A 14847-nucleotide genomic window follows, 5' to 3' on the forward strand; every position below is an offset into this window, starting at 1 on the left:
TTTGCAGGACGTTATCGCAACCGCAGAAAACGGTTTGGCTTGCGCTTGAACCTGATTGCTGGCTTACTCAACTATGAATTGGCACATGCCTCTTGATTCATGCAGGAAGTCTACTCCATCTGATCCACTCCTTTGACGTAGAAGAGGCAACTCCAATTGCGGTTCTGTCCTTGTCAATGCAGGGTAGTGGTCTAGTTGAAACCACTCTGTGATACTTGTTCAGACTCCGCTGGAGCGGAAACAAAGCGCACCGTCAGGCTGAGGTCTAATCTACGTACAGGCTTGGTTATCCCTAGGGCGAATCAGAGTACTTCACTCCTGACAGGGTCTATCAGCAGTCTCGCTGATGCTGGCGCTTACATACAAGGGGCGAAGCATTCGGCAAAAGAATTGTGCTTCAGGGACAGGGATTGTGACCGAATGCTTCGCCCCTACCGCTACCGCTACTCTATAGATGGACTCGGTGCAACTGCTGACAAAACTGTGTGAGCCTACTGCCTTCTTGCCTCGTTTGCACTGGCAGATGCCTGATTCAGATATTCATAAGTGGCGCGCGAGACTTCCCGAATTAGCTCTTGGGCGCGTTCGTCATTGGTGGGACGGCGCACCATGACCGCGGCGATGTAGCGTCTGCCGTTAGGCATGTCGATGACACCAACATCACCGACCAGCGATCCAATATCACCCGTCTTGTGGGCAATGATCGCTCCTGCACCTAATCCTTGAGGTAGCAGCGTGTTGGTTTCAGTGCGACGCATGATTTCGAGCAGGCGATCGCGCGATCGCAGCGACAGCAGATCTCCCTGAGTGACGGCAGCTAATAGCTTCGCCATATCTTCAGGACTGGTGGTGTTTTCTCCATCCAGGTCGGGTAGAGGATTGCGAATGGCGGTCGCGGTTAGTCCCCATCCCTGAAATCGCTGATTCAATGAGGAAATTCCTCCCAGCCGATTGATCAGCATGTTGGTCGCCGAGTTATCGCTGATGATAATCATCTTGGTCGCCGTTTCCAGCACACTATATTGAGTGCCAGGTGGCTGATACTGCATGTCGCCTGAGCCTTCCGCAATGTCAGAGGCTTCCAGCGTAAGCATCTCATCCAGTCGAATATTTCCAGCATCTACCTCTTGAAGTAATGCCACCAAAACGGGCACTTTGATAATGCTGGCAGAGGGCATTGTCGTTGTGCCATTCAGGTCAAGATAGGCACGCGTATCCAGGTCAAACAGAAATACCCCCGGATTCAACTCTGGTTGACGGGCAGCAAGCGTTTTTAACGTGTTGCCCAAGGCGGTCATTTCCTGAGCAGGGGTGAGGGCTGTTGGGGAAGCTTCCAGGCTGGTGGGTGTGGCATCTCGGCTGAGGGAAGTTGCAGCCGTTTGCTCCATTTGAGAGGGTAGCCCTAGCCCAGCTGTAGTTTGAGGATTGCTAGCTGTCTGTTGAGCTGTAGGATTCCAAATTGCCAGAAACGTCCCAGCGATCGCCCCAAACCCAACTCCCACAATCAGCAGCCGCACGATATACACCAGCGGCGATGTAGGACGGGCAGGACGACGCTCAATCCGACGCTCAGTTTGAGCAGAGAGGGAAAGGTTACGCTGTCGGCGCGATCGCACCCGCCCTACCTTCAGAGGAGTTGCTTCCCTACGAGCAAGACGGCTGTCTGGACGCACCGGACGAACCAGTGCTCGATGCCGTCCAATTGTTGGAGGGGTACGCCGCACCGGTTCTAGCCGCACAGCCGCACGGGATACTCGCGGTGTGGGTTGAAAAGCCAGTGAGTTAACAGGCTGATCGGTCAAGCGTCCATCAGGGATACGTGACTGGAGCCGAGGCGGTAGCTCTTTTCTGGCATTAGCCGCAGGCAAACGAGACGTATTGCCAAACAGTAAATGGCGAACATTAAATCGAGTATCTGTTGGCGGTGAAGTGTTGGGATTGAAAGCATGGCGCGCTGAACGCTGAGTTCGGGTCAGACGCTCTGGCCGTGCGAGTACAGGGCGCACAGGACGCAATCCACCCTTGGCAGCATCTCCTGAATTCCCTTGTCCCTGCTCTGAGCGACGCAGATGAATCAGCTGAGACGGCTGATTCATCTGTTGAGGAGGTATGCGCCGACGGCGCGATCGCTCGGATTGACCATCAGATTCCAACATACACGACACCTTTAACAGAATTGGCGAAACGCTGGGCTTCTAAACAATTAAACGGCTTCTGAGCAGGGAGCTTGGTTGAGTTCCTTCGGCTTTACTCTGGCATTGTAATGCAGTCTATCCCTGGCAACTTCAGAACTGATACATATCTCTCATCCTTTAGCTTTGGGACTTTCCAAAAAACATCAAATGCTGCTGAGGTAAAACATCTTTTGTTTGTTGCCAGACCAGCCCTACTGCCTGCATTTCCTTGCGTACCTGCCGTTGAGTCATTTTGTGCAGCCCCTTGATCGGAATCAATGGATTTTCACCCCGATATTCTGCTAAAACTACTCGTCCATCGGGTTTTAGCGATCGCACAATCGCCTCCATCATTTCGCGAGGATACTCAAACTCATGGTAGGCATCAACCATCATCACCAGATCTACCCCCTCAGCAGGTAAGTTTGGGTCTGTTGCACTGCCTAAAACAGGCTCCACGTTGTCAATCTGATCTTCTTGTTTGAGGAAAGCAATAATATCCAGCATTTCGGGCTGAATGTCTACTGCTAGCACCTTTCCCTGTGGCACCAGTGGGCTAAGCCGAAAGCTAAAAAACCCCGTTCCCGCTCCAATATCAGCAACGACATCGGTTGGCTGCAAGTCAAGCTGATCCACTAGCTGAGCCGGACGCTCTTCCCATTCGCGGCTAGGACGCTCTAGCCAGGCTGCGCCCCGATGCCCCATCACTTGAGCAATGTGTCTGCCCATGTAAAATTTGCCAATGCCGTCACCATTGTGAACCGTGCGATAGTGATACACACCATCACTGGTGGTTGCGCCAGCAGGCACGGCACAACTGCTCAACAGTAGCCCCAGACAGCAGACTAGGAGAATGACACTCCGAAGCAGAATTTTTGGATATAGCTTTGAAATCACTGGCGATCGCCCCATCTTGCTGAGAATATTCTTGCAGCACTTAGAGCTTTTACAGATCCATTCAAAAAATCATCTTGTCCTAATAGGACTCAGCCTGGGGGAAAATGCTTAACCAGTTCATCTCCGGGAATGATGGTTGTCTCAAACATATAGGCTCGATTTGCCAAATAGCGTTGGTCTCGCTTGATCAGTTTTATGAACTGATTGTGTTCTTCTATAGAGCGTCCCACGAGGCAACCCGCACTATGTCCCCCTACATCATTGCGAGACGCACTGTAGCCATGATGCTGATTAACGCCAAACAGACCAATCTCAACTAAGTCTCCCGCCCGTGAATAATCCTTGTTCAAATCTCGGTGAACTGGAATTTTTCCCGCTTGAACTAGAGCAGGATGTCGCTTGTCTCTTCTGTGGAACCCCATCTGCCAAGCTTTATACTGCCCAAACTTGATTCGGGCTGCACCTCTGACGCTCATCGGTTTAAGCGTATATTTCTTGCCGGGTTCTGTCGTTGCCTCCCATTTACCGACCAGTTTTGGAACTCCATTTACAATTTCGATGACCAGCCGTAAATCATTAAAGGCATTGGGTTTGTCATTGTTGAGGGTGCTGTCCAAATCCATTCCCTCAATGTAGACAATGTTGTAACGCTGGTTGCCATGAAAGATTTTGTAATTCTTCCTTTGCATATACTGAATAACTCGACTGGCCAAACTATTGCTAATCTGAAAGTTGTTGACCTGAGAGTTGCTGACTGGTTTGGCTCTGAGCAGCTTCTCTGCGGTTGGCCCATCTAAAAAATCTTGTTGCTCAAGCCCTACCCGTGCCTGAAAGTTTTTGAGAGCGGCAATGGATATGGGCCCAAACTTGCCATCGGCTGGCGGATCAAGTAGCGCAAGAGAAATCAGCCGTTCTTGAATTTGAGCGGATAACAGCTTCTCGGCCGTAATCGCATTCATTAACAGCTTGTCACTCTTTCCCACAAAGGTCTCTAACTTCAAAACGCCTTGATCTTGAGGAAAGCGAACAGGGGTGCCGTCTGCATTAAGTAACTGACAGTGCCCCACAAAAATTAGCCAGGTGTTACGCAGGGTACCTTCTGGTCCCGGAAAAGCAACTTGGTTGCCTTGCTCATCTTGACCAAAAGCAACTCGATAATGAATTTCTTGATATTTGCCGCAGCTTGCAACAGGCAACTGAGTCCCCGCTTCAAGCTGATATTTGAAAGTGTCAGGCAAGTTGATAGCAGGTTCAGCTTTGAGCTTGAGTGGAGTTGCGGCTGTAACTTTTAAGATATAGTTGCTCATAACAGATTCCCAGGCAAACAAAGTAGCAAAAAAATGGGTGCAAGACACGAGAATGTCTGTCTGAAACAATATACAGAAGAGTCTGTAGAGCGCTCGATTCGCAACAAAATCTTCATCTTTAAAGCCTTGCTGAATCGTTACTTTGCAGGGTTCTATAACAATCTCAAATAGGTAATGAGTGGCTCACCTGTTTGGGGTATTTTTGCTCATAAATGCAGAAGAAATTTGGGATGCAAAACTGAAGTTTTGCATCCCAAATTTCTTCTGCATTTACCAATATCCTGGTTGTCTGCTCAACCTTCGCTGGATTTGACGTGCTACTACATCGCTCTCATCCTTTTCCTATTGCTGTCTCGCTTTATAAGTGTAAAAGTCTCGAAATATGCCAACGGTCTCAAATTCGTAGGTAGGGAGCAAGCTACTTACAGACAAATTAGTCTTGTAGATACTCAGAATTAAGAAGTTTTGGCGCTCTGTACTCTCAGAAATGAGTTGCTTAATTTCGTCCTGATTGTCTTCCAGCAGTTCAGCGCACTGGGCTTGAAGCAGGTTTTCCAGGAAGCTGGGTGCTTTGCTGCAGGCGTTCTCTTCTAGATATTCAGTCAACTGAGCCGTTGCGTAATCATCATAGGCAGCTTGCCCAGGATTGGTCACTGCCATCACGACTCCTACTCCGACCAGCGCTAACCCAACTATAGAAGCCCCGATTGTTATACCTTTCATGGGATCAAACTCTGATTCTCTCGCTAAGCCTAAGCGTTCTCTGGATTAAATGACAAGTAAATATAGAGATTGTGTTCCGGTTAAGTATCTAAGTGTTTGAATCAGGGGCGATCGCAGTGCTACAATAGGCAATGCAATACGCAGTGTGGCGAGCGTAGCCAAGTGGTTAAGGCAGTGGATTGTGGTTCCACCACTCGCGGGTTCGAGTCCCGTCGTTCGCCCTTTTAAGATTAGAAGTTCATAAGGAGTCTGGCGGCTAAAACCCCGGCTCCAGTAGCAAAGTTCGTCTGTGTAGACTTCGCCTACTCAAAGTTTTCTGGCTTGAGTCGGTAGGTTTTTGTATCGCTGCAACTTTAGGCGGCAGGGCTTACTGAATTATTGTTATAGCAAGATGAATCTACGGTTAGTCAGTCGATGAACTGTACTTTTATTTCAATCTGGTTTATCATCAGTCATCAAGCGACCAACACCGATTTATCAGCTGCCTCATCCTGGAAGTTTTGCCCATGACTCTCACCATGCTTAGTCCTAGCTTGTCTATTGAGCCGACTTATTCTGTTTTTGGTCGTCGTGCCCAACTGCCATTACCTTCTGACCAGCTTTGGCAAATTCAGAGTGGGGTTGTGCGAACGACGACTTGGATGGAAGATGGTTCTATGGTGACGCTGGGGCTTTGGAGTGCAGGGGATGTGTTAGGTCGGCCGCTGTCGAATGCCAATCCGCATCAGGCAGAGTGCCTTACTGAAGTGACGGCAACGCTGTTGCCTCGTGAGGAATGGCACCGGGTCACGGATGCTCTGATCCGACATATCCGTCATTCTGAAGAGTTGCTTGAAATCTTGCATTGCCCACAGGTTGAGGCTTCCTTGCTGCGCGTGTTGAATTGGCTGGCGCAGCGGTTTGGGCAGGAAAGCAAATTTGGTCGGCGGATTGAGTTGCGCCTGACGCACCAGGAGCTTGCCGAACTGATTGGCTCAACTCGCGTAACGGTGACTCGTTTGCTCAGCAGCTTTGAACGGCGAGGGCTAATTCAACGGCAGCAACGCCGAATTACGATTACTCAGGAGGGTGAACCCTTCTGGCATTACGAGATTTAGACCGAGTTTACGTGTTCGGAGCAAGTTTGCCTGTCTGCTTAGACGTTTGGTTTCTCAGACATTCGGTTTAGATGTAATACATGCCGCTGAGCCGCTGGCGAATTTCTCGCTGTTGGCACAAATCTCGCAGCGTATGGCGTTGTAGAACGGCTCTGGCGCTTTGTTCAGCTTCTTTCCACACATTGCGAACAATCACGCGATCGCAATTAACCGTTTTTCCCTGAGCGGAGCGGCTGTTGTCTTCCAGGCAGTTAAAGATTTCTAGCAGCGTAATTTGCCAGGGTTCACGCGCCAGCAGATAGCCACCTTTATTGCCTCGCTGACTGCGAACGATTCCAGCATGACGGAGTGCGGCAAATACCTGTTCTAAATAGCGATCGGGAATCGATTGTTTGGCAGCAATGTGCTTGATCTGCAGCGGTTCTCCTGGCTCTGGATGGCTAGCCATCTCTAGAAGTGCGATTAGAGCGTACTCAACTTTGGCGGACAGTTCCATAAATTTTATAGTTCTAAAATTGGGTTAGTCGATTAGAGATGTGCTTCCACCAACGGGAATCGTAAATAGGACGTAGAGGACTCCGGCACCCATCGTGATCACGACCAAGCTAAAGATGATGACCCAGCGGCTGAAGGGGCGATAGGTGCTGTGGTTGATGGCATCCAGAACGGCGAAGTAGTGGCGGGTTGAAAGCAGGACGGTGAGCAGTCCGACGATGGCAAAGACTAAGCCCAGCTTCCAGCCCTGACCTGTACCTTGAATATCGGGTGTTAGCAGATTCCGCAGGCGGGCGATGACGACCCCAAAGCCCATCAGGGCGATCGCCGTTCGCATCCAAGCAAGATAGGTGCGCTCGTTGGCTAAGTGGTCTCGCACTCGCTGGTCTGAGATCGGTGCTGGAGATTCTTTTGGAGGTGAGGCAGCAAGATTTTGATGTAAATCAAGAAATGTTCGCTGGAGTTCTGGCGGCATCTCTTGATAGAGCTGAATCAGTCGGTCAACATCTGTTGAAGTATCTTCCGATTGAGCTTTAGCGGGTTGGGAATTGGCTTCTGACATTGGGAGGGTTTGGATGCGATTAGTGCAAGGGAATAGATAAGCCGGAGGGCAGCACTAGCGCCAGCAAAGCGGATGCCAGCAGCGCAATACCAACAAAGGGGGCGATCGCCTTTCCCCATCGGGTTGTTTTCTCAAACAGCATGATGCCGGTGAGCGCTACCATCCAGGTCAGATGAGCGACACCGACTCCAAACATCACCAACATGAGTGCCCAACAGCAGCCAAGACAGTACAGTCCATGACGCAAACCTAGATTCCAGGCAGCTTTGAGTCCGCGCTGATAGTGATGGGTGAGAAAACTCATGGGATGGCGACAAACGTTCATGCACTGTTCTTTAAGACTGCTGAACTGGAATGCGCCTGCGATGAGTAGAGTAAGTGCAGCGATCGCTCCAGGATGCTGATGTAGCCAGTGCCAGCGATCGAGCCAGTGGTGAATTGCCCAGTCGCCAGCTAAAAGAATGACCGCAAAACCGAGCCAGATAGCGGTATAGGCAGATAGAAATACCGTGAGGAGCGATCGCGGCTGGTCTTGCTTTTGGCTCACCTGAATGAACAGCGTGATTAAAGGCAAACTGGTGGGTAGCATCATGGCGATCGTCATCACCAGCCACGCCAGCAAAAACACCAGCAGCTTTTGCACCGTGGGCTGTGTGGTTGCGATCGCTGGATGAAACAAATGCTCATTTCCCGTCAGCGATGCCAGGACAATCAGGCTCCAGGACGCCAGCACCATTGCCCAAACCAAGGTGAGTCCGGGGTTAAGCGTCAGCACAGACTGAAGCGAAGAGCGAGATTGTGCGGTTGAGTTGCTCACAGTTAGCTATGCTCAAAGCGAAACAGACCTTGAATGGCGTTGCGTCCGGTGTAGTCCCAGATCAGGTTAAACTCCGGCAAATCGACCCGATGAATGGAAGCTTTTGCGATGTAAGCTGGTGAACCGGGGATGGTGCTAAAAATGCTGTCAATCATTTTGGTGGGGCTACCGTCTGGCCCGCGATATGGCTCCATTTCGCTCACCAAGACATCACCGATTTTGATCGTGCCGCGTCCGTTTTCAATGTTGTATTCGACTGGGGCAACGCGGACATCCAGCACGTCGGCAACCAGGCTAGCTACATCGGCGATCGCCCCACCCAATTCCCCGTTAAACACTTTTTCTAAAAGCTGCTGCTGTTCCTCTGTACTGTTGCTATCGATGTAAACGACTGCTTTCCAGCCACCAGCCAGCACATTGCCGGGAATGTAGACAATTTTCACTAGCGTCAGTCCTGACACATCCACGCCCTGAATCTTGCCCCGATCGATGTGATAGGCAACAAAGCTGTCGCAGTATCCACCATCCGGGTCATCCCCAATCCAGCAAGGACAGGGCGCTTTGCAGGAACAGGCTTCTAGAATTTGCCCTTCTAGCTCGTAGATTTTTTCAGTTGCGATCGTGGTCGTCATGGTTCAATTCCTACAGACACTCAGCTTTGAACATTGAGCAAAAGAGAAAAGTAGCAAAGCGATATACCCGGTCTCTGCTACTGATAAATCAAGAGGGATTGCGATGGGCTGCCGTTGCTTATGAGAATGGTCAATTGCGTCTCACTGCGCGATCGGAGCGCTTCAAAAGAGGCTGCTCTAGAGGGACGTGGCACAAAGGAAAGCGCTAACACCACAGAAAAACTGATGATGCAAAAGAGGGTAAGAATGAGTAGGTTGTGATTTCTCATAAAACTTCCTCCGTTGTTTAAGAGCTTGCTGTTTGATGAATGCTGTTGGCTATTGCAGAACGTCACCCCGAAGGCGTTGCTTGTAGGTGTCTAGGTCGGGCGCTGTAGCGATCGCCCCCTGTGTCACCATAAAATCAGCCGAACTCTTCAGTACTTCAGCAAAAGCTCCGGGTTGGTCAGCACTGCCCAGATACTCCGCCTTGGCTTGTTCTGAAGAATCTAGCCAGATCAGTTGTTCCATGACCGTCAGGCTCTCTTCGGGGGTGAGTCCCAGTTCGGGGGCGATCGCCTCTGCTACCGCTTCGGGGTCATCTCGGTAAAGCTTCACCGCTTCATCCAGCACGGCGACGTATTGCTTCACCACATCGGGATATTCATCAACAAACGCTTGCCGCACAATTCCCACATCTGCCGTCAACACACCCCGTTCAGCTAGATCCGCAGATGTGGTTAAAACTGTGCCGCCATCTTCAACCAGTCGAGATAGATGGGGTTGCCAAACATAACCTGCATTAACGTCCTGACGTTGCCATGCAGCAACTAGATCCTGCGGCTGCAAGTCCAAAATCGTGAGAGAGTCAGGGCTAATTTGCTCCAGTTCTAATAGCGACAGTAGTGAAAAGTGGGTGGTGGAGCCAAAGGGAACGCCGACCCTTTTGCCTGCCAGATCTGCGACGGATGTAATGTCTTGCCGGACTACCAGCGCTTCTGCTTTCCCGATTACATCGTGGATAAAATAAACCTCGTAGGGAAGCCCCTGAGCAATTCCCACGCCAACTCCAACGGAACCGATTAAGCCAAAGTCAATTCCGTCTGCGGCTACAGCGGTGTTAACATCTCGACCTGAATCAAAGCTGATGTATTCCACCTGCGAGTTTGGAAAAGCTTTTTCGGTCAAACCCAACGCTTTTGCTAACAGCTCCGCATTGGGGATCACCTGGTAGCCAATACGAATCGTTTCAGGCGCTTGGGCTGTAGTTTCGGGCGCAGCCGATTCTGTGAAACTGGCTTCTGAGGTAGGTTCAGGAGAATTTCCGGAGCAGCTAGACGCAATCAGGGGCAAACTTAGACCGACCAGTCCAAGCAATACATTCCGTCTTTTTAATCGCATAGTTTTAGTTTCAAGTTATTCAGTTGAAGTGAGTTAGGAATCGTGACCAATCCAGGACAACTGCGATCGCTGAATCCACCACCTCTCTTCGCCAGGTGGGTTGTAGGGGTTTGGCATTGCTAAACCCCTACCGGGTACTGCATTTTGCTAGGTTCATTTTTTAGGAGGCGATCGCCGCTTCTCTGCCCGTTCGGAGGCGATCGCCCAAAATCCGCTCCAGCACCTTTGTCTTTAGTTCAGCAAAGGCAGCGCTTCCAGCATTGCGTGGGCGAGGTAGGGAAATTTCCTGGTTTACCAGTATCGAACCGTTCTCAATCACAATCACTCGATCTGCCAAATACACTGCTTCTTCAACATCGTGTGTGACTAGAACGGCAGTGAAATTTTGCTCCTGCCACAGCCTTTCGATCAACTGTTGCATCTCAATTCGAGTCAGGGCATCCAGAGCGCTCATCGGTTCGTCGAGCAGCAATAACCGGGGTTGAGTCACCAGCGCTCGGGCCAGCGCGACTCGTTGCCGCTGTCCGCCGGATAGAGCCGTTGTCCAATCTTGCGATCGCGATGCCAGCCCTACCTGTTGAAGTGCCCACAGTCCATGTTCTTTGCCGTTGCGCTTTAGCCCCAGTGCCACGTTGTCTAACACACGCCGCCAGGGAAGCAGCCGTGAATCTTGAAACATAACTCTGGCATCGGAGTTAAAGCCTCTAAGCGGGTGTCCATCCAGCAGAACTTCTCCCTGGGTTGGCGTTTCCAGTCCTGCCAGCAGCCTCAACAAAGTGCTTTTGCCGCAGCCACTCCGCCCAACAATTGCCACAAATTCCCCTGGCGCAACTTCCAGGTCAATATCGCGCAACACCTGAGCCGTGCCAAAAGACTTGCTCAGATTCCGAATGCTTAATTGAGTGCCAGCGGCATGAGCCACTGTAGTTGTCTTCCTGCTCATAAATTCCTCTGATTTAATAGCTTTTTTGATTGGTTTATCCGTGCTGACTGGGGTGCCAGGGCAGCCACCAGCGCTCCAAAATCCGTACGGCAACGTCTGCCAATTTGCCCAACAGTGCATACAGTAAAATGCTCAGCACCACGACATCGGTTTGCATGAACTCTCTTGCGTTCATTGCCATGTAGCCGATGCCAGAATTGGCGGCGATCGTTTCTGCCACGATCAGCGTTAGCCACATCAATCCCAGCGCATAGCGCAATCCCACCAGAACGTTGGGCAAAGCTCCAGGCAGAATAATTTGCCAGAACAGTTTGCGGCGGCTCAACCCATAGACACGTCCCATTTCAATCAGGTTGGGGTCGATGGAGCGAATGCCGTGGAAAGTGTTGATATAAATCGGGAAGAACACACCCAAGACAACCAAAAAAATTCGCGCCTGATCGCCAATGCCAAACCACAGAATCACCAGCGGAATCATCGCCAGGTGGGGAATGTTGCGGATCATCTGAAGCGAGCTATCAAGCAACCGTTCAGCGGTGACATTGATACCATTCAGCACGCCTAAGGCCAAGCCAATTCCGCCACCGATGATGAAGCCGATCATGGCTCGCCACAGGCTAATACCCACATTGCGAACGAGTTCACCGCTTTGCAGCAGGCGAATGGCCGCTTCTACGATCTGAGTGGGGGCAGGCAGAATGCGGGTGGTAATTATGCCTGCTTGTGCCAAAATTTGCCAGACTACGATCAGTCCGAAGGGCACCAGCCAGGGAGCAATCTGTTCCCAGGACAGCCACCGTGTCCAGGATGACCATGATTTTTGATGTGTTAACTGCATATCTAACTCGCCTTCTTATCTTGGTAGGTTGGGTGAAGCAAAGCGGAACCCAACAGGAGCGGAGATTGCGTTGGGTTTCGCTCTGCTCCACCCAACCTACGGATTTATAAGAAAACCAGATTTCCCTGAATTAGCTGGCGCTGCTTACGAGCGCTTGAGTGGGTTGCAAGCTTGCAATCAGTTCATTCAGAGAAATCTGGAGTCGCTGTTCAACCTCTTCAGCAAACTGAAATCCACCGTCGGGCAGTCGCTGGATTTGGCTATCGACGATGTAAACGCCCGCAAAAATGTGTCGTGCCCCCAGGGTAGAGAGGACGGGTTTAAGGGCGTAGTCAATCGACAGTAAATGGGCGATCGTGCCACCTGTGGCGATCGGCAAAATCGGCTTACCCACCAGTGCATTTTGCGGCAGCAGATCCAGGAATGCTTTTAAAACGCCCGTGTATGCAGCTTTATAAACGGGAGTGGAAATAATGATGGCGCTAGCTTGCTCAACCAGGGCGATCGCCTCCTTCACAGCAGGGTTGTCGAACTGGGCAAACAGCAGCGCTTCGGCGGGTAAATCCCGCACCGAAAATAAAGTGGTGGATACCCTTTCTGCTTCCAAGTGTTGCTTGGCGTACTCCAGCACGGAATAGGTGCGAGAGGGGTGAGAAGGGCTTCCGGCGATCGCTAAAACAGACATCTGTAATACTCCAACGAAGTGCGTTAACTAACTGGCGGCAGTGGGAAGTCGGTCGTTTGCCATGATTTCTCCGATCGGGCTGAGATAGCGGCTGGGAGCGAGCGACGGTGGTGTTTGGGCGATCGGCAATTTCGGGAACAGCAGTTCTGCGACCCGGTAAGCTTCTTCCAAATGGGGATAACCAGAGAAGATAAACGTGTCGATGCCCAGGTCGGTATATTCCTGCATCCGGGCTGCAACCGTGTCGGCATCGCCTACCAGTGCAGTTCCGGCTCCACCGCGCACCAGACCAACTCCGGCCCAAAGGTTGGGACCAATCTCCAGCGCATCACGGCTACCGTTATGAAGCTGCATCATGCGCCGCTGTCCTTCTGAGTCGGACCGATCTAACGCAGCTTGAGCAGCGGCGATCGTGCTGTCATCCAAATGCTTGATCAAATCATTCGCAGCGTCCCAGGCTTCGGAGGTGGTTTCGCGCACAATCACATGCAGGCGAATGCCAAACCGAATCGTTCTACCTTGCTCTGCGGCAAGCTGTCGGACTTCGGCAATTTTTTCTGCCACTTGAGCCGGAGGTTCACCCCAGGTTAGATACAAATCGACGTGCTTAGCCGCGACTTGCTTTGCCGCAGGCGATGATCCGCCAAAGTAGAGCGGCGGATAAGGAGACTGCACCGGCGGAAACATCAGCTTGCCGCCTTTGATATCGAGGTACTGTCCTTTGAAGTCCACTGCTTCACCGCCCATGACCTCGCGCCAGACGGAGAGAAATTCGTCGGTTAGCTGATAGCGATCGCTATGGCTCAGGTGCAGTCCATCCCCCGCCAACTCTACCGGGTCGCCGCCCGTCACCACATTCACCATTAGCCGCCCGCCTGACATCCGGTCAAAGGTAGCTGCCATTCGCGCTGACATTCCAGGAGAAGAAAGCCCAGGACGAATTGCGACTAAGAACTTCATCCGCTTTGTCACCGGAATTAGCGATGCCGCCGTAATCCAAGCATCTTCACAGGAACGCCCCGTCGGCAACAGCGCCCCGACAAACCCTAATTGGTCGATCGCCCCGGCAAGCTGCTGCAAGTATTCCGGCGTGATCGCTCTACCGCCGACTGAGGTGCCCAGATAGCGCCCTTCACCATGAGTGGGAATAAACCAAAGTACATCCATTGCGTCCATGCTCCTTCTATAACTTCGCGTCTTGAACGTTGATCTTTTCGGGGATCAAGCCCAGTTCGTGGAAGGTGTCGGCAATCTCCTGCTGGTCGGCGATCACCTCATCCGTGATCGGTTCTGCACCGTATTTGCGCCGCTGTACCACTTTTTCGAGCGTTGGCACTTCAATGCCTAATTCAGGCGAAAGCAGTTCTGCCAATTCGGTTGGATTTTCAACTGACCACTGATCGACTGCTTGAATTTCAGCCAGTAACGCCTCGACCACCTCTGGATTTTGGGAAGCAAAGTCACGCGATCCCAGGTAAAACTCTCGATTGGCAACTAACCCTTCACCATCGCGCAGCACCTTTGCCCCGATCGCATCTTCAGCGGCTGCAAAGAAAGGGTCCCAAATTACCCAGGCATCCACGCTGCCCTGCTCGAATGCGGCTCTGGCATCAGCAGGCGGTAAAAACACCACCTCAATGTCGCTCAACTGCAAGCCTGCATCCTCGATCGCCTTAACCAGCAGGTAGTGGACGTTAGATCCCTTATTCAGCACCACCCGCTTACCGCGCAGATCAGCCACCGACTGAATCTGGGAGTCCTTTGGAATCAAAATCGCTTCACTAGCGGGGCTAGCAGGTTCATTGCCGATGTAGACCAGGGGTGCACCCGCAGCCTGAGCAAAAATCGGCGGAGCTTCCCCGGTGTGACCAAACACAATGCTGCCGACATTCAGCGCTTCCAAAAGCTGTGGACCTGCCGGAAACTCAGTCCACTGCACCGCAAAGCCAAGCGGTTGCAGCCGTTCTTCTAACCCACCTCTGGCTTTGAGAATGTTGAGTGTGCCAAATTTCTGGTAGCCAATGTTGATCGTTTGAGTCGCTGTTGAGGATGTGCCAGGGCTAGTCCCCTCGCTGCTAGGAGCTTCGCTAGGGCTGCAAGCTGCCAAACTCAGGCTCAGCCCTAATCCCAAAGCAAACAAGATGGAGAAAAGGCGCTGCGATCGCCTTCCCCAAAAACTCAAAATCGACTCAATCCAACGAAATCCACCCATCGAACGCCCTAACCCTGTCATTTCCTTATTCCTCGTGCTTTATCCCTTGCGCTGTTTAGGAGCTTGAATTGTTGCGCGGCTCAGG

At 51.5% G+C, this 14847-nt stretch carries 16 protein-coding genes, 1 tRNA gene and 1 pseudogene; 3 read left to right on the forward strand and 15 right to left on the reverse strand.

Going from position 1 to position 14847, the window contains the following annotated elements; genetic code table 11:
* Positions 1-96, forward strand: a pseudogene (locus H6F88_RS18595) (IS5/IS1182 family transposase); the annotation flags it as partial.
* Positions 97-491: 395 nt separating this feature from the next.
* Here the strand turns inward: H6F88_RS18595 and H6F88_RS18600 are convergent.
* The 4 genes from H6F88_RS18600 to H6F88_RS18615 all read right to left on the reverse strand — a co-directional run bounded on the left by H6F88_RS18600 (position 492) and on the right by H6F88_RS18615 (position 5101).
* Positions 492-2156, reverse strand: coding sequence for a serine hydrolase (locus H6F88_RS18600; RefSeq protein WP_242050603.1), 1665 nt, complete (start codon positions 2154-2156; stop codon positions 492-494).
* A gap of 156 nt (positions 2157-2312) precedes the next feature.
* Positions 2313-3086 (reverse strand): class I SAM-dependent methyltransferase, encoded by a 774-nt coding sequence (locus H6F88_RS18605; RefSeq protein ID WP_190644245.1) that lies wholly within the window; start codon positions 3084-3086, stop codon positions 2313-2315.
* Between the two features lie 74 nt (positions 3087-3160).
* Positions 3161-4378, reverse strand: a complete 1218-nt coding sequence (locus H6F88_RS18610; protein ID WP_242050604.1) for a peptidoglycan-binding domain-containing protein — start codon at positions 4376-4378, stop codon at positions 3161-3163.
* A gap of 342 nt (positions 4379-4720) precedes the next feature.
* Positions 4721-5101 (reverse strand): DUF4359 domain-containing protein, encoded by a 381-nt coding sequence (locus H6F88_RS18615; protein ID WP_190644246.1) that lies wholly within the window; start codon positions 5099-5101, stop codon positions 4721-4723.
* 148 nt (positions 5102-5249) lie between these two features.
* On the opposite strand from H6F88_RS18615, the gene H6F88_RS18620 reads away from it, so the two are divergent.
* A tRNA-His gene (locus tag H6F88_RS18620) sits at positions 5250-5322 on the forward strand.
* 285 nt (positions 5323-5607) lie between these two features.
* The gene (locus H6F88_RS18625) at positions 5608-6198 is read left to right on the forward strand and encodes a Crp/Fnr family transcriptional regulator (protein WP_190644247.1); all 591 of its coding nucleotides are present in this window, start codon (positions 5608-5610) and stop codon (positions 6196-6198) included.
* A 67-nt stretch (positions 6199-6265) separates the two neighbouring features.
* Here H6F88_RS18625 and H6F88_RS18630 read toward each other — a convergent pair whose 3' ends face one another.
* The 11 genes from H6F88_RS18630 to H6F88_RS18680 form a co-directional block, all read right to left on the reverse strand.
* Complete coding sequence (locus H6F88_RS18630) at positions 6266-6694, reverse strand: Rrf2 family transcriptional regulator (RefSeq protein WP_190644248.1); 429 nt, start codon at positions 6692-6694, stop codon at positions 6266-6268.
* Positions 6695-6718: 24 nt separating this feature from the next.
* Positions 6719-7255, reverse strand: a complete 537-nt coding sequence (locus H6F88_RS18635) for a DUF202 domain-containing protein (protein WP_242042542.1) — start codon at positions 7253-7255, stop codon at positions 6719-6721.
* A 19-nt stretch (positions 7256-7274) separates the two neighbouring features.
* Positions 7275-8072 (reverse strand): DUF2182 domain-containing protein, encoded by a 798-nt coding sequence (locus H6F88_RS18640; protein ID WP_199333682.1) that lies wholly within the window; start codon positions 8070-8072, stop codon positions 7275-7277.
* A gap of 2 nt (positions 8073-8074) precedes the next feature.
* Entirely contained in the window at positions 8075-8704 is a 630-nt protein-coding gene (locus H6F88_RS18645; RefSeq protein WP_190644249.1) for a DUF1326 domain-containing protein, read from the reverse strand.
* 77 nt (positions 8705-8781) lie between these two features.
* Positions 8782-8973: a hypothetical protein gene (locus tag H6F88_RS18650; protein ID WP_190644250.1), complete on the reverse strand. Its 192-nt coding sequence runs from the start codon at positions 8971-8973 to the stop codon at positions 8782-8784.
* Between the two features lie 49 nt (positions 8974-9022).
* Entirely contained in the window at positions 9023-10084 is a 1062-nt protein-coding gene (locus H6F88_RS18655) for an ABC transporter substrate-binding protein (RefSeq protein WP_190644251.1), read from the reverse strand.
* Positions 10085-10244: 160 nt separating this feature from the next.
* The gene (locus tag H6F88_RS18660; protein ID WP_190644252.1) at positions 10245-11027 is read right to left on the reverse strand and encodes an ATP-binding cassette domain-containing protein; all 783 of its coding nucleotides are present in this window, start codon (positions 11025-11027) and stop codon (positions 10245-10247) included.
* 34 nt (positions 11028-11061) lie between these two features.
* Entirely contained in the window at positions 11062-11865 is an 804-nt protein-coding gene (gene ssuC / locus H6F88_RS18665) for an aliphatic sulfonate ABC transporter permease SsuC (protein ID WP_190644253.1), read from the reverse strand.
* A 130-nt stretch (positions 11866-11995) separates the two neighbouring features.
* On the reverse strand, positions 11996-12550 hold the full coding sequence (gene ssuE / locus H6F88_RS18670) for an NADPH-dependent FMN reductase (protein WP_190644254.1): 555 nt from the start codon (positions 12548-12550) through the stop codon (positions 11996-11998).
* A gap of 27 nt (positions 12551-12577) precedes the next feature.
* A complete protein-coding gene (ssuD, locus tag H6F88_RS18675; protein ID WP_190644255.1) occupies positions 12578-13717 on the reverse strand; it encodes an FMNH2-dependent alkanesulfonate monooxygenase in 1140 nt (379 codons plus the stop codon).
* Between the two features lie 16 nt (positions 13718-13733).
* Entirely contained in the window at positions 13734-14783 is a 1050-nt protein-coding gene (locus H6F88_RS18680) for a sulfonate ABC transporter substrate-binding protein (RefSeq protein WP_199313685.1), read from the reverse strand.
* Positions 14784-14847: the final 64 nt, after the last annotated feature.

Origin of the sequence: Oculatella sp. FACHB-28, from assembly GCF_014696015.1 — a bacterium.
Taxonomy (GTDB): domain Bacteria; phylum Cyanobacteriota; class Cyanobacteriia; order Elainellales; family Elainellaceae; genus JAAUTN01.